Here is a 16032-nt window from a genome sequence, read left to right as displayed (position 1 = left end):
CGGTTGTCGCCGACGTTGTCGCCGACGTCCATATCCTCGTCCGTTACGTTCCGCTCGGACTTCGGGCGCGTGGGTGGCAGGGCGGCCTGGTAGTGGCGGTCCTTCAGGTACAGCACGACGTGCCCGGTGGTCTCGGTGAGGGCAGGGGGCGCGAACTCCTGGAACGTGCCGTCGTCCCGGACGACCGTCACCTTGACGCCGAAGGTCCGGGCGGCGAGTGCGGGCAGCAGGTCGGCGGCCCCGTGGTCCCAGCCGGTGCGGTTGGGTGCGTCGCCGGGACGCCGTAGCTGCGCCAGCGCGAGGGCGGTGCGCTCGCTGGGTGACAGCCGCGCGTACAACGGCAGGGTGTGCGCGGAGTCGGCGAACTCATGCGCCTCGGGGGAGTCCTCGGCGAACGCGGGGCCGCCGTTCTCCAGCTCCTGCGGGGTGAACGGGTCGAGCAGGTCCGGGGTCATGAAGTCCAGCAGATCGCCCGGATCGTCGGTCAGGGTATCCGTCATCCGGTCGAGCAGGCCGGAGACGGGCGACGTGCTGCTCCCGGAAGCAGCGGCCGCAACCGGCGGCGGTGTCCCAGTTCGCCGGAGCCCCTCCGCGAGCGCGTGGAAGAAGGCGTTGCCGTCCTCGGGCACGTCGTGCAGCGTGTACGTGTCGCCCTCCGGGGAGACGAGTACCTGCGCGGCGTCCGGGGAGCCCTGTTCGGACGCCGGGACGGTGAACTTGGGGGGCTCCGGCGTCGACGGAGTTGCGGGGGCGGGAGCCGTGAAGACCACCGGGGGCGGCTGGGTGCCGGTGCGCGGTGTGCGGTGGTGCCACTGGGTGAGCCGGTCGGCCGCCGCCCGTACCTCGCGGAACCGCTGCATCGCTTCGTTCGAACGTTCGGCCAGCTCTTCCAGCCGCTGGAGCTGCTCGGGTGTAGCCGGACCGTCCTGCACCAGCGCCGTGACCGTGCGCCGGTACTTCCAGTACGCCTTGTCCGCGTCCACCCACGCCTTGCTCGCCGCGGCCACCGAGGTCCAGGCATCGGTGACGGCGGTGGGGAAGGTGTCGTCGCCGATCAGCCCGAGCTCGTGGGCCACGTCCTCACGGACCCAGGCAAGGACGTTGGTCCGGTACTCGACGACCTGCGACGTCTCCGCCTTGATGAAGGTGCGGGCGAGCTTGCCGCGGGCGACCGTCGCCTCGCCGAGCCAGTCCGTCGGGATCGAGAACAGCAGGGCCCGGCCCGTCTTGGGCTTGATGTTCTGCTGTGTGCCGTCGGCCGCCGCGACCTTGAGGGCCCCCGCGTCACCGGCGTTGGCCCCGCTGCCCGTCGGCGCGGGCGACACCGTGCCGGCCGGCGGCACGGAGGTGCCGACGGTGGCACCGAGCGTCGTGCCCTGTGTACCGCTCGCCGTGACCGAGGTGTCCGCGCTCGTGGTCTGCCGCTCGGGGCTCTCCATGGTGGCGTCCGGCGCCACGCTCAGCAGCACCGCCTGATTCAGCAGGGGGCGGGAGAAGAGCCGATAGCTCCCCTCGGTGTCCAGGGCGATACCGGCGTCGTGCACCGTGGCCGCCAGGTAGCCGCCGTCCGTCGCGGTACTGGCGAAGAAGGCCGCCGTCTGGGAGCTGGAGAGCCCGTCGGACAGGGCCTGACCCGAGGGCCGTCCCTGATGGACGAGACCCGACGTCCGCGCCTTGGCCACGGCGTTCGTGAGCTGCGTGCCGGTCAGCCGCAAGGGGTGCGCGGACCCGTCTGCCCCCGGCTTGTACCAGTCCGGGCGCTGGATGGCGAACGCCTTGGCCAGGGCGAGATGGGCGGCGTCGAGCGCCGTGCCGGCGCCGGTGATCCGGCGGGGCATGAACCCGTTGGACGGCATGGTGAACGCCTGCGGTGTCCCTCCGCCGCTCCGCCACGCCGCGATCTCCGCGTCCGTGAGCGGCCCGGGTCGGCGGAAGGAGACCATGGGCGGTGTGTTCTGCGGCGCCGAGTACGAGAAGTCGTTCTGCCCGGTGCTGGTGCTGGTGCTGGTGCTGGCAGTGGCGTTGGTGGTGGCGGGGTTCACGGCCGGCGGCGGTGGTACGGCCAGGCTGAGCGGCAGCTGCTCGCGCAGGGTGCCGACCGGGAACTCCTTCGACGTGATCTCCTTACCGTCGGCGGTCACCAGCACCATGCGGATCCTGTACGGGGTGCGGAAGTCGGCAAAGGGCTCGTTGGAGTAGAACGTGTAGTTCTTCGTCCGGCTCACCGACGTGGTGACCGTCTTCTGCCTGGTCGAGGCCAGTGATTCGGAGAGGTTCGGCCCGGCGGTGGGAGCGACGCTGTTCTGGGTGCGTACCGCCTCGGTGACCGAGAAGCCGGTCGTCGAGGTGAACGCCTTGGCGCTGTTGACCTCGATGGTCTCGGTCGTTCCCAGGGTCTCCTGGAACGTGACGCCGTGGTCGATCCCGTCGAAGACGGAGGTCCCCCGTGTCAGCTCGATACGTACCGTCGCGGGGCGGGAACCGATGGACAACGGGCCGCTCTTGATCCAGGCGGTACGGGTCACCGTCGTCACACCACGTCCGGTGGCGGCGGACATCTGCTGCCGGAGGGCGAGCAGGGCCCGCGGCGACATCATGTCCAGGACGTGGTCCCGCCCGGCGTCGTCGATTCCCTGGGCCTTCAGCTCCTCGACGAAGGCCTGGGCGGCCGCGGTCGAGTCCAGTGAGTTGACCGGGAACGAACCGAAGGGCGTGGCGTCCAGCCAGGCGGCCGGTGACCAGCTGTTCTGCTCGTAACGGGGGGCGGCGGGAAGTTGGTTGCCGATCAGCCCGAGGCGGTGGGCGGTCTTCTCCGGGACGTGGCCGAGCCATCCGCCGGGGACGTTGAGCTTGAATCCGGCGTGGTGCTTCGCCTTGGCCATCAGTGGGCCGGCCAGGCCGTTGGCCTTCGTCGTGAAGCCGACCTCGTGCGCGATGTCGGCGACGACCAGGTACTTGAGGCTCTCGTCGTCCCGGTCGTTGTCCGCCGTGACCGTTCTCGTCACGGTCGCCGTGCTTCCCTTGGACCACGCGCCGTTCAACAACAGCCCGTACGTACCGACCAGCGAGGGCCCCTGGTCGTGGCTTCGCGCGTAGGCGACCGAGAAGTTCACCTTGGCGAGGGCCACCGAGGTTCGTGCGTGGGTGACCTGGGTCTCGGCACCGAGCGTCACCTCGGTCTCCACCGCGACGGGCTTCGAGCGCACGGCTGGATTCCCGAGCGAGACCCGGTGGACGAGCTGACCGATCCGGTTGTAGTACGGGCCGGAGCCGAACAGCTCGACCATACGCATGCCGGTACGGCTGATCGCCTGGTCCAGGAACGAGACGAGGACCTGCGGCTGGAACTGGCGTATCACCGCGTCGTGCGGGGCGGCCCCGTACAGGCTGAACTGCCAGGCGTTCCCGGAACCTTCCTCCAGCATCCGCTCCACGGACCGGATCAGCTCGCTGTCACCGGCGACCGCGATGACCTGGTGGGGCAGGTCCTGGAACGGGCTCGGGAGGAGCGTCAGGTCGTTGAGCTCAATGATCTCCTCGGCGTTCTCGGCGTTCTCGGCGTTCTCCGTGGTCGCGGCCACGTCCGTGTCCTCCGCCGCGTCCGTCTCCGCGATCGGTTCGCCGTTCAGCAGGTTCTGGACCTGCCCGGTGTTCAGGGGCCTGTGGACGGAAGGGCTCGGATTCCGCTCGGATTCCGCCAGCGGGCCCGCCGGTATGTGCTCGTCGGGCACGTTCAGCAGCACCCGTCCGACCACCGCCGGGCGGGTGCCGTTGCCACCGATGAGTTCGACCGGTGCGTTCCGGCCCACGAAGGTCCCCGTACCGAGCACTCCGAGAACGCGCAGTGGTTCACGGAATCGCGAGTAGCCGCCGCTGGTGACGGTCACCGACAGCTGGTAGCTGAACACATGGGACGGGCCCGCGGTCGCGTGCAGGGGCTCGTTCGAGACGGTGGTGCCGGAGCCGGTCTTCCGGGTCTTCTGCCAGGCGGCCCTGGCCGAGGGGGTGAACACACCGCTGTTGATGGGCTGTTTGAAGGCGTCCGCGCTGTTCTGCCGCGGCGACACCCCGAGGTCGATCCCGAGCTCCCGGGTGTGGGAGACCGTGCCGGAACTGTCGAGCCGCTGGGCGCTGGGGGCGCTGCTGCGGAGGATCAGCTCGTTGCGCGTCCTCTCGTAGCGGCGCTTGGTCAGCTGGCCCTTCACCCTGATCCAGTGGAACTTCCGCTTGGTCCGGGTGTGGTCGACCAGCCGGATGTACAGCCCGTCGGTCGTGAACGACTCCAACTGCCCCGCCAGACTGTGGTGACTGAGGGCGTCCATGATGTTCAGGGTGTTGTGCAGGGCGGTGTTGAAGTGGTTGATGCCCCGCCACCCGTTCGACGTGTCGTCGGGATGGGTGAAAGTTGAGAGCGGGGCGACGAGACCGGGGTGTGCTTCGGCGACGGCCGCGATCACCTGGTCCGTCAGCCCGGTGAGGAACGGAGTGTGGTTGTCGGTGTCGGTGTCGTCCTTGACGAACGCTTCGGGCCTGACCATGCCGAGCATCGTCGGGTTGCTTTCCGGGAGGTAGACCGGGGCCTCCGGCTCGCCCGGCCTCTCCACCACGGGTGTGATGGCGTCGTCGTCCGTCGAGGACTGTGTCTGGATCCGGGCCGATTCGGTGCGCAGCTTCGAACCGTCGTCCCAACCGGCGAGACGACGGGCCTCCGCGCGGGTCATCCGGTCGAGGGTCCACACGGCGAACGTCCGGTTGCCCTTCCCCCCGGACCTGCTGACGTGGACCGTCTTCTCCACGAGGTACAGCTCGGTACGGACCTTCTTGGCACGTCCCGCGATCTTGCGGCTGCCCGAGCCACCGAAACCGGTGGTCCGGGTGGAGCGGTTGCTGAACTGCGTGAACCCCGCCACCTGGAGTCGCGGCTGCACCGGACCGGCCGCGTACTGGTCGAAGGAGATGCTGCCGCCGAGGGTGAACTGGAGGTCCTGGCTGTACGCGGTGGAGGTGCTCCGGTCGTTCTTGATGACCCGCTGGATGGCGTTCCGCAGCTCGACCGCGTTCGTCCCGGTGACATGGGTGGCCCGGCCCGGCACGATCTTGTCTACGACGAAGACCCCGGCGGGCTCGTTGGATTCCGTGAACATGGGCTGACCGGTGACCGGCCCGTGTGCCATCCGGTCCGCGGTGCGTATGAAGTTCTCCGAGCTGAAGAACCGGGTGATCTCCTGGTGCATCGCCGAGCCGACGACGGCCCCGGTGTTCTCCAACGCCCACTTCTGCATGGCCGCGACCGAGCCGTACCCCTCGGTGTGCACCGTGCGGTAGTCGCTGTTTTCGTCGAGCGTCATCTCCTCGGGTGCGTGCTCACGGTTGGGCTGGGCGGTCAGGTTGTCCGCGAGGCGCAGCAGCAGGCCGTTGTTCACACCGAACGTCAGCGTGTTGCGTGTGCTGTCCCGGTGCTGGGCCGTGGAAGTGGTCTGCGGCCCGGTGAACGCCTTGGTGATCGTCTTCAGCAACCCGTTCTTCTCGGGCGCGGGGTCCAGCAGTTGGACGGTGTACCTCACATTGCCCAGGTACAGGTGCGACGCGTCGGAGTGGCGGCTCTCGACCTGGCTCAGCGTCTGGTCCTGGAGGTTGAAGTCGACGGACTTCGTGAAGCCCAGTGTGAGGCCCACCCGCCCCAGCAGGTTCCCCGGCGCGCCCCAGGGCAACGAGAGACCGATCTGCCGGGAGGAACTGGCCGTCTCGGACTTTCCGGTGGTGTTCTGGCTGCGGTGGATCTGGTCCACCTTCACCGGGTCGAGCGAGACCGGTCCGACCGGCTCGTGGGTCACCGTGGACCAGGTTCCCTGCGGGCGCTGGGAGACCCGCAGCCGGCGGACGCGGCCTGCGGTGTCCTTGAAGGGAGCGGAGAGCCAGCCGTCCCCGTGGAACATGTGGGGCGTCTGCGTCAGGGCCCGTTCCAGCTCGCCGAGCGGGTCGTTCCCGGGGCCGCCGGAATTGCGGGCGGGGATCGGTAGCCCGGACGTGGCGATGTGCCCGAGGACGTTGCCGATGCCGCGCTGGGTCACCTCGCTCGCGCCGTAGGTGAAGGCCGAGCCGGCGGTTTTGCCGTCCCCGGTGATGTACGTGGGCAGGGACAGGCCGTTCGGGAACGTCTGGACGGCGCCTTCGGGCGGTGCCGGCTGCATCAGGCTGTCGATGGTGGCCGGGCGGTCCTCGGCGAGCTGGGCCAGGACGAGCTGATGGACGTCGTTCTCGTTGTTGTTGTCGTCGTTGTTGTTGTCGTCGTTGTTGTTGGAACTCGTGGCGTTCGAGGTGGTGGTCGGCTGTGTCTCGATCGTTTCCCGGGTGAGGCCGTGGGAAGGGGTGCCGAGGTCGTCCGGCCGGGTGCTGGTCGTCGGCTCGTCCCCGATGGACGCCTCACCGACGCGGTCGAACAGCGCGGTGTACCGGTCCAGGCCGGGTGCGCCGGTCCCGGCCAGCCCCGCGGTGATTCGGCGCAACAGGTCGGGCGTCATCCGCCCGTCGCGGTACGGGGCCCAGACCGCGTCGTCGCCGCCGAAGCGCTCGCGGTCCAGCTCGCCGAGCGCGGCCAGCAGGGCGTCGTGATCGGGGGACTGCCCGACCTCCGTCCCGAAGGTGCCGCGCAGGGTGCGGACCAACTGGAGCGTGCGCATCGCGACCCACGGGTCGAGGGTGCCGTCGGCGGGGTCGGCGGGGTCGGCGGGGTCGGCGTCGGAGGGGACCAGACCGGCGGTACGGGCGAGCGCGAGGAGGTCGGCGCCGGTCGGTTCGGGGGAGTAGGTGACCCACTGGCCGGGGTTCTCGTCGTCGTCCCGGACGAGCACCGGGCGTACCTGCTGGTCGGGGCCGATCACCGTGCCCGCCACCGTGGTCGGTGCGTACACCGTTCGGCCCGTCACGTTCGCGACGTGCTGGGCGACGGAGAGCCCGCCGTGCGTCGGCGCGGCACCGGTCGAGCAGGAGTACAGCACGATCGGCCGGTCCGCCGGACCGAGGTCGGCGGAGTGCTCCAGGTACCGGCCGAGGTGTCGGCCGCTGACCATCACGGTCGTCCCGTCCGTCTTCGTCAGCGCCACCTGGGTGGCGGTGCCGTGCGCCGCGAACAGGGACACCTTCCTGCCTCCCCAGGGCAGGCTGCGCTTCTCGCGGTAGACGGACGCCTTCTGGTGGTGGTGGTCCTGGAAGGTGGCGGAGGTGACGACGCTGCCGAAGCGCCCGCTTCTTCCGGACCAGTCCTTCTGCGAGTACGAGGCCAGCACCGACGACTCGCCCGTGTCGTCAGGGACCGTCTGCCGGACGATCTCCTCCGTGTCGAACGACCCGTCCGCCGGAAGAACCGACTTGAGTACGAGCCGGGGCGGCGGCGGAGTGGTGGTGAGGTCCGTGTCCGTGTCGTCGACCGGCGGGGCCTGCGGTGCCGTCCTCTCGGGGATGTTGTCCAGGAGGCTGAAGATCACGTCGTCCTCGTCACTGCCCCCGTCCTCGTTCCCGCTCTCGTCCTCGTCCTCGTCCTCGTTTCCGTTCTCGGTCTCCGTCGCCGTCTCGGGTTGGTTCTCGTTCGTCTCCGAGGTGTGGACCGGCTCACTGCTGGACGTGGTGACGACGACCGGTGGGGACGCGACGTCGGAAAGGTCGTCCGTGTCCGACTCCGTGTCCGTCTGCTCCTGTATTTCCTCGCTTTCGTCCTCCGTGTCCTCCTGCGCGTCCCAGTCGGTCTTCCAGCGGGGCGTGGCTCCCGGCTCGCCCGGATACGGGCCGGTGGACGTGGTGGGGTGCGGGAGCGGCGGCAGGTCGAAGGCCAGACGGAGGGCCTGCAGGGTCTGGTCGTTGCGGGGGTCGTGCGCCTTGTTCCGGAGGTCGCCGAAGTAGGTGTGCAGCGGGGAGCCATTCCGACGCAGTTCCCTGATCGCCTCCGCGATGACGTCGGTCGCGCCTTCCTCCGGAGCGACGGACCGGTGTTCCATCTTCTGCTCGACCGCGGTGACGCGTGTCCTGCGCAGTTCTTCGAGCCGCTTCCGGATCGAGTCGAACTGCTCCTGGGTGAGGGTCGTCGAACGCTCGCTGGTGATCGGGGCTTCCGTCATGGCCCGGACGTTCGCGTCGTCGCCGAGCAACGTGTCCAGGTCTTCCTTCAGCAGCCCCGCGCGCAGCAGGCGGTTCATCTCGTCCTGTGCCAGGACACGTCCCTGCTCGTTCCTGGGCAGCGACGCCATCACGGACTGGGCGGTGTGCACGTTCTGCAGCGCCGTCCACGTCCGGTCCGAGTAGCCCGACAGTCTCTCGGCGGTGCGGCCCCACTGGCTGGGATGCGTGATGGCTCTGGTCACCGTCGCGAGGTGCGCTGCCGGCTCCTGTGCCCGCTGGTCGAGATCGTCGTACGGGGTGTGGTGGGTCTTGGCGGAGAAGTACGGGCGGCCCACCAGTTGCAGCAGGTTCGTGGTGTTGGCGCCCTCCACCACCGCCGGAAGCGTGCCGAGCTGGAACACCTGCCGGAAAACGTCCTGGGGGAGACTGGGGGACTGGATGACGAGGACGTCACCGGCCTTCAGTTGGGCGATCCGCTCGGGGAGGTCCTGGTCGGTGATGTCGGCCCGGCCCAGGTGCGTGCCGGTGTGGACGGGGGCGAAGTCGACCGTGGTCCTGCCGAACGAGAGGATCACGGCGGGGCGGTCGATCCCGGCCTTCGTGATCCCGGCGGCCAGGGAGCTGAGCGCCGAGGCCCGGCCCGACTCGGTGACGTTGTGCAGGCCGTAGACCGGCATGACCTCCAGGCCCGTTCCGTGGACGGCGCTGACGACCGCCTTGAGCCCGTTGGCGAGGGCAGGAGTGTCACCGACGGTTTCGATGACGGTCTCCACGGAGACGTCACCGGTCGTGACGGTTTCCACGGAGGTCGCGACGATTCCCTCGGTGGTCTCGGTGACCTGCTGGTCGATCAGCTCCATGAGCCGGTCCGGGGAGAGGAGCGGGGTGTGGAAGTTGAAGAGCGCCTTGGGTGCCACCCGGTCGGCGTCCTCCCCGTCGTTCCCGGACGACTCGGACTCCTCCAGGTCCCTGACGTGGACGGGGTCCGTCGAGGACGTCCTCCGGTACAGGTAGCGGTGCGATGTCTCCCACGCATAGGGCTTGAGGACGATGGCCTGGTCGGTGCCCAGGAAGTCCAGGAACTTCTGTGCCTCGCCCGGGTCGTCGTCCAGCCGGTCGCTCGCCGCGACCATGACCAGGCCCGGGGTGCCGGGCCCACCGGACGTCCGGGGATCGACCACGTGCTGGGCCGGGTCGAAGGTCCGGGTCTGCCAGACGACACGGGACCTGAGGTCCTCGCTCAGCAGGAGCGCGAGCTTCTCCTGGACGTTCTGGGGCGCGATCGCGGTGATGGTCCCCCTGTAGCCCAGCTCGTTCAGCGAGTCCATCAGCATCGTGGCGGCGGCCTGGTGCCCGAAGTTGGCCGCGTCGTCGATGAAGATCGTGACGCCGTCCGCAAGACCGTTCAGTCTCTGGTGCACCGACCTGCGGAGGTCGACCTCCTCCCGTGTCGGGGGAACCCCCTGCCGCTGGTCGGTGATGGCGGTGGGCACGAGGTGCGAGGGGCTGCCCGGATGGGCGAAGAACTCGTTCCACAGCTCGTGTTCCGGCCGTGCGGCGGGAGGCGTGGTGGTGGTCTGCGCGGGCTGGGTGGTGGTGCCGTCCGTGGTCTGGGACGACTCGGCGCCGGACGAGCCGTTCTCGGTGAGCAGGCCCGTGCTGGGCTCGGACTCGTCGTCGTTCCGGGTGTCGTTGTCCTGGAGGCTCTCCTCCTGGAGGTTCCCGTTCTGGAGGTTCTCGTTCTGGGTGTCGTCGTTCCGTACGTCGTTGTTGAGTCCGTCGCCGCCCGTCGACGAGGTCGGCTCCGGGGTCTTCAGCTCCGGGGCGTCCTCGGAGTCGGGGTCCGGGTCGGCCTCCGGGCTCCCGAAGTCGACGTCGTTGTCGTTGCTGGAGGTGTTGACGGACCCCTTGGCGGGTGAGCCGGACGGTCCGGAAGTCCCGGACGGGCCCTTGGGATTCGACGAGGGCGACGTCGTCCCGGGCTCCTTCCGTTCGGACTCGTCCTTCTGCCCGGTGTGCTCAGCCGAGTCGGCCGGATCGGCCGGGTCGTTGGGGTCCGAGGAGCCGGTGCCGTTCGTCGTACCGTTCTTCCCGCTTCCCGAGCCGGTGCTGACACCGGACCCCGCGCCGGAGCCCGACCCCGCGCCCGTACCGGAGCCCGACCCCGTGCCGGAACCGGACCCTGTGCCTGTACCGGTCCCCGTGCCTGTACCGGTCCCCGTGCCCGTACCGGACCCCGTGCCGTCCCCGCTCCCGGACTTCGTTCCGGTGTTCTTCTCGTCCGACAGGCTCGACGTCGGCACCGTCGGCACCGTCGGCGGCTTCGTCCCGGCGAAGTTGTTCTTCACCCATGTACCGGGCTTGGCCGCCCCGCTGCCGAGCACCGATTCGGCCTTGCTGCTGATCCCGGACCCGAGGAAGGTGTCCCAGCTCGTCGTCCAGTTGCCCGTCGTGAGCCCGCCGGCCACGATCTCCGCGACGGCCTCCGAACCGCCCGAGGTGAGGAAGTCCTTCACGTCGTTCACCACGGTCTGACCGATGTTCTTCGGCCGGGGCGCCTTGCCCGTGACGTCCTTGGTCAGGTTCTTGGTGACGTTCTTGCCCGGCCCCTGCTTCATGAAGTTCTTGAGCAGCTTGTCGAACCCGGACGAGAACGTACCGTGGAAGAACCCGGCGAACGCGCCGAAGACGCCGTCCTGCACGATGGCCTTCCAGTCGAACCCCTTGGGCCGCCGCCCGTCCGGCCCCGCCGCCATCATGGCGAGACGCACCGCGAAGGTCTGGAACGCCTCCTGGAACGCCTCGCTCAGGCTCGGCATCAGGTGCGTGCGCTTCAGCAGGGTGTCCAGCACCGTCAGCAGCACCACTCTGCTGCGCGCCTTCGCCACCGCGGCGTCGCTCGCCGAGGTCCCCGCCGTGAAGAACGACATCACGAAGATGACCAGCAGCTCGATCATCAACCGGACCAGCTCGGCGATGATCTGCCACTTGGACTCGATGATGTTCATCGAGGTCTCGGTGCGCCCGTCGCCGATCGTCCTCAACTGGTCCGAGAAGTCGCGGAGATGGTTGGTACCCCCGTTGTCGATGAAGAGCTTCATCGACTGGAGGTAGTTCGCGCCCACACTGGGTGGGAGCGACCGGCTGATCCCGACGACCGACTTCTCGATCTCGTCCGACAGGTCGGTGAGACGGCCGGAGAGCCGGTGGTACGGGCGCCGGCTGGCGTACGCCAGGTCCTCGTCGGCCTGCAACAGCCGCTCGCCGATGAGGACGAACAGCAGGTTGTTCAGCTCGGGCGTCGCCTTGATCGACATGGGGCCGTGCTCTCTGCCGTCAGCGCTTTCCGCTGGTGTTGGGTTTGATCCGGTGGTCGCGGATGGCGTCCAGGATGTTGTTCTGGTTGGACCTGATCGCGGTCAGGTTGACCTGTGTGCCGTGCGCCACCCCGTAGACCGCTTCGGACAGGGCTATCGCGGTCTCGCTGCTGCTCTCCCGCTCCTTCTGCTCCTGCGGGATGACCTCCTTGGCGAAGCTGTCGTCCTGCCCCGGCCAGTCGCGTGTCGCCCGTACGTCCATCACGAAGTCGTCCACCATCGCACCGAGCGAGGTGCTGATCGAGAGCATGTGCCGCACCCCGGCCTGGATGCGGGCCGGTTCGGCGAAGTAACCATCGGACATCGTGTGCTCAGCGCTCCTCGTCCTCGTCGATCTCGTCCCGCAGGCGGCGCCCCGCGGCCTGCCTGGCCCGTTCCTCCGGGTCCTGGAGCACCTCGGGGCCGAAGATCCGCGCCCAGTCGATGTCCACGCCCGTCAGCTCGGGCACCGCATCGCTCGGCCGGGTGAACGGCTCGAAGGTCTCCATCACCTGCCGGGCCATCTCCGCCCGGGCCCTCCCGAACGCCTCCAGCACCGCCCCGGACAGGTCGTCCGGCGACATGGTCCGGTACTTCTGCTCCAGGAACCGCAGCTCGGTCAGCTCGCCCTGCGGCCCGACCGTCACCTCCACCGACCGGTCCGCCGACCGCACGGTGCGGGTCGCCCGCCGCAACTCGGCCTCCGCACGGGCCACCCCCTTCTCGGTGGCCTCCAGCTCGGCCATGGCCGCGGCGAGCCGGGCCTCCACGGAACGGGCGTACGGCGACACCTCGCCGCGGCCCGTGCCGTCCGTCGTCATCTCGTCCATCGCCCCGCTCACCGTCCGATCACCGTGGGCGTGCCGCCCTCTTCCGCGCCCCACACGTCCTCGTCCTCGGCCACCCAGTGCACCCGGTCGCGCTCACCGCTGCCGGTCGCCCGCCCGTCCTGGGTCGCACCGGCCGCCCCGCCGGGGACCGGCGCGGAACTGGTGGCCGTACGGACCCTGCGGGCGCCGCGCTCCTCCTCGGCACCGCGGCGTCCGCCGCGCGACGCCCCGCCACGGGCACCGGGGCCGTTCTCCGCGAGGACGTTGCGCACCCGCTCGCCCGACGAGCCACCCGCCTGGCCACCGGCACCCGCGCCGCCCATGCCCCCCATTCCCATGCCGCCCATGCCCATCCCGCCCATGCCGCCCATCGGCATCGTGGGGTTGAGCGGGGTGGAGCCGTCCGACGACGCGCCCGTTCCCGTCCCGGTGCCCGACTCCGCACCGGTCGGGAGGGCCCCGGTGGCGCCGGGGGGCGCGCCGAGCGTCCCGCCCGGGTGGAAGGTGCTGTCGTACTCCTCGTAATCGCTCCCGCCGCGGCGGTTCTGCCCGCCGCCGGACCCGGTGCCGTCCGCGCCGGAACCGGAGCCGTTCAGCAGCGAGGTGCTGGAGTGCGAGCCGAGGTCGCGGTGGAGGCTCCGATCGAGGGCGTCGCGCAGATCCCGGTTCAGGTCGTGGCCCAGGTCCCGGTTGAGGTCCTCACGGGTCGGCGGCGGCACCGTGCTCGTGTCGCGCTTCGGCGGCCATTCGAGCTCGGACCGGGGGTTGAGGTCGGTGACCGTCTCCTTGCCGTCCTTGTCGATGGTCCTGACCTTGCCGGTCTCCGGATCGACTATCTGCCGGCTGCCGTCCTTGAACGTGGTGGTGAGCGTGCCGTCCTTGTTCAGCGTGGTGACACTGCCGTCCGGGTTGGTCACGCTCTGGCCCGGATTCAGGTCCTGCACCGTGGTCTTGCCCTGGTGGGGGGTGACCGTGTACTTGCCGGTCTTCGGGTCGTACGTCACCCGGTCGCCATTGGGGTACGTCGTGACCAGATTGCGGTTCTTGTCGAGGGACGTGGTGCCGCCACCGGGCCCCAGCACCGAGCCGCCGGGGAGCGTGCCCGGCGGGAACGGGTTCAGCGGGCCGGTCTGCGTGTTGTCCCCGGTGCCCTGCGTCGGGTCCTGGCCGCCCGGATTGAGGATCTTGTCGATGCTGTCGGGCAGGCCCTTGCCGGTACCACCGTCGAGACCGTTGCCCGCCCCCGGGTTGAGGTCCTTCGTCGCGCCCCCGCCGAGCAGGTCCTTCAGACCGCCCGGGCCACCACCGAAGTCGTTGAGGGACTGGGTGATGCCGTCCCCCATGCTCCCGATGCCCTTGTTGAGGTCCTGCAGGGTCTTGTTGAGGTCCTCGGACGCCTTGTTGGCGTCCTCCTTGGCCTTGTCGGCCTCCGCCTTGGCCTTGTCGGCCTCCGCCTTGGCCTTCTCGGCCTGCTCCTTGGTGTAGAACTCCGTCAGCGTCCCGGTGTTCTTGGTGGTGATCGGCGTCTCGAACGGTGTGGTGGCGTCGAGCCACCCGTTGTTGAGGTCGGACAGCGCCGTCTGCGCCGTCCCGTTCAGGCCGAGTTCGAGCCCCGGGACGTCCGGATGGGGTGTGTCGATGTACTGGTTCCAGCGCTGCACCGCCGCCTCGCCCACCTTCGCCCAGTTCTGGATGTCGGTGAGGTCGCCGTAGTCCGGGTGGGCCTCCTGGAAGCCCGGCTTGGTGCTGTACGTCGTGGTGGTGGTGGGGGTGAGGACGTTTCCCGTGCTGGTGGTCGCGGAGATGTACGGGATGTTGTTGGCCACCAGCCACGTGAGGATCTCGTCCAGGACCTGGATCAGCAGGTAGTGCGGGTCGTGCTCGGACCTTCCCATCCACGCGTTCCACGCCGTCCGCAGCGATTTCGCCTGGGTGAGCAGGGTCTCCTGCGCGGCCATCAGCTGCTTGGAGTGGTTGGACTTCGGGGTGAACGGAGGATCCCCGACCGCGTCGAACGTGCCGGTCGCGCCCAACTGTTCCTTGTAGCTCTCGTAATTGCCGTTCAGCTGGTGGATCAGCTGCCAGAAGACCCCGGCGGCCTGGCCCTTCCAGGCCGACTGCTCACTGCCCAGCGACTTCTCCCATCCGGCGAGGACCGCCGACTGGTCCACGAAGAACTGGGTGGCCCGGTCGAAGGCCTGGGCGGTCCTCAGGAAGGAGTTGAGGTCCACCACGTTGGCGTCCGGGACCGAGGCGCCGTTGAAGCCGGCCCCCTGCGTGGTCCGCGCGTTGATCAGGGCGTCCAGCACCGTCCCCGGACCACCCATGTACTGGCCCAGGGGGCCGATGTCGAAGTCGTCGCCGTACGCCCCCTTGTACTTGCCGCCGCTCAGGGTCTCGTTGGGGTTCAGCCCCCGGCTGCGCCCGTTCTCGGACATGAAGGAGCCGATGAAGACGAGCCGCGCGTGGTACATCTCCACACGGCCCTTCTTGTTGGTGTAGAAGTACAGGTCGTAGTCCTGGCCCGAACTCTTCAACGACCCCTGCTTCGCCGCGTCCACGACGGACTGGACGGCGATCGTGTCGAGGCTCATCCGGAAGAGCGGGCTCTTCTCCTTGCTGCTCAACCCGGTGAACAGGCCCTTCCGGCTGGGCATCGGATAGCCGGTCAGCTTGGTGACCGCCTGCCCCCAGTAGTCGTCGGCGTCGTAGCTCTGCGAGGTGGGGGTCGACATGCGGAACGCTCCGGGAACGAGGAGGAAGGGAGAGGAGGAGACTGGGACGGGAACGTACGGAGACGGACCGGCCCGGACCGCCGGAAGCGGTCCGGGCAGGTCGCCGGAGACGGGCCGCCCCCGGGAGGGCGGTCGGGATCAGGTACCCGTCTTGGTCGGGCCCAGGTCCTTGTCCACGTCCGAGAAGATGTCGAGGAGCGCGGCGCCGTCGATCGATTCGAGGCTCTTGCCCTGGGTGTTGAGCAGCTTCTCGATGGTCGTCAGCAGGTCGCTCTTGATGTGGGTGAAGAGCGTCTGCTGGTTCGCGAAGATGTCGTCGACCGAGGCCGCGGCCGTCTTGACCGCCTTCACCAGGGACTGGCCGTGCACACTGTCGTCCGTCCCCAACAGGCCGATGGCCAGCGCCGGGTCCTGCTGGAGCGTCGTGGGCGTGGTGCGTCCGTCGAGGATGCTCTTCAGCGCCTTGAGACCGTTGGGATCGTCCTTGCGGATCTTGTCCAGCGCGGTCTGGAAGTCCGTGACGTCGTGGTCGGCGAACGTCTTGAGGCTCTTGCCGTCGAGATGGGTCAGATCGGCCATCGGATGCCCGCGCTCAGCGGCCGATGGTGATCTCGGACCACATCTGCGACAGCGAGTTCTCGCTGTACTTGTAGTTGCCCGAGATGTCGGTCAGCAGGGCCGCGTGCGAGTTCAGCAGCGTCTCCATGTTCCGCACCGCCTGGTCCCAGGCCGCCTGCTTCTGGCGGTAGGTGTCTGCGTCGGAGCCGTACCACGTCTTGCGCAGCTCGGCGAGCTCCGCCTCCAGGGACGAGAGTGTCCGGGCTATCGCCTGGGTCTGGCGGACCATGTCGTCACCGGCGTTGTTCATGTGGCCGTAGTCGACCAGGATGTAGCCGTCTGTCAGGTTGTCGGGCATCGGGGGAGACCTCGCTTCGCTGCTGCCTGGGGAGGATGCCCCGCCGCGGATCGCGGCGAGGAGTGCCGGACGGCCGGCGGAAG

At 69.2% G+C, this 16032-nt stretch carries 5 protein-coding genes and 1 pseudogene; all 6 read right to left on the bottom strand.

Annotation, left to right across the window (positions count from 1 at the left end):
* Positions 1 to 11429, bottom strand: a pseudogene (locus tag ACIQGQ_RS33430) (hypothetical protein); the annotation flags it as partial.
* A 19-nt stretch (positions 11430 to 11448) separates the two neighbouring features.
* Positions 11449 to 11793, bottom strand: a complete 345-nt coding sequence (locus ACIQGQ_RS33425) for a hypothetical protein (protein ID WP_402403233.1) — start codon at positions 11791 to 11793, stop codon at positions 11449 to 11451.
* Positions 11794 to 11800: 7 nt separating this feature from the next.
* On the bottom strand, positions 11801 to 12289 hold the full coding sequence (locus ACIQGQ_RS33420; RefSeq protein ID WP_402403335.1) for a YbaB/EbfC family nucleoid-associated protein: 489 nt from the start codon (positions 12287 to 12289) through the stop codon (positions 11801 to 11803).
* 17 nt (positions 12290 to 12306) lie between these two features.
* Positions 12307 to 15033: an AAWKG family protein gene (locus ACIQGQ_RS33415; protein ID WP_402403230.1), complete on the bottom strand. Its 2727-nt coding sequence runs from the start codon at positions 15031 to 15033 to the stop codon at positions 12307 to 12309.
* A gap of 138 nt (positions 15034 to 15171) precedes the next feature.
* Positions 15172 to 15612: a type VII secretion system-associated protein gene (locus ACIQGQ_RS33410; RefSeq protein ID WP_402403227.1), complete on the bottom strand. Its 441-nt coding sequence runs from the start codon at positions 15610 to 15612 to the stop codon at positions 15172 to 15174.
* A 13-nt stretch (positions 15613 to 15625) separates the two neighbouring features.
* A complete protein-coding gene (locus ACIQGQ_RS33405) occupies positions 15626 to 15949 on the bottom strand; it encodes a WXG100 family type VII secretion target (RefSeq protein ID WP_402403224.1) in 324 nt (107 codons plus the stop codon).
* Positions 15950 to 16032 lie beyond the last annotated feature (83 nt).

Origin of the sequence: Streptomyces sp. NPDC092952, from assembly GCF_044754785.1 — a bacterium.
Classification (GTDB): domain Bacteria; phylum Actinomycetota; class Actinomycetes; order Streptomycetales; family Streptomycetaceae; genus Streptomyces.
Note: the sequence above shows the minus strand (reverse complement) of the source record. Positions and strands in the feature narration are given on the sequence as shown.

Bases quoted from the DNA above. Each gene is read 5' to 3' on its own strand.
- ACIQGQ_RS33425 (WP_402403233.1), bottom strand. From the start codon at position 11,793: ATGTCCGATGGTTACTTCGCCGAACCGGCCCGCATCCAGGCCGGGGTG.
- ACIQGQ_RS33420 (WP_402403335.1), bottom strand. From the start codon at position 12,289: ATGACGACGGACGGCACGGGCCGCGGCGAGGTGTCGCCGTACGCCCGT.
- ACIQGQ_RS33415 (WP_402403230.1), bottom strand. From the start codon at position 15,033: ATGTCGACCCCCACCTCGCAGAGCTACGACGCCGACGACTACTGGGGG.
- ACIQGQ_RS33410 (WP_402403227.1), bottom strand. From the start codon at position 15,612: ATGGCCGATCTGACCCATCTCGACGGCAAGAGCCTCAAGACGTTCGCC.
- ACIQGQ_RS33405 (WP_402403224.1), bottom strand. From the start codon at position 15,949: ATGCCCGACAACCTGACAGACGGCTACATCCTGGTCGACTACGGCCAC.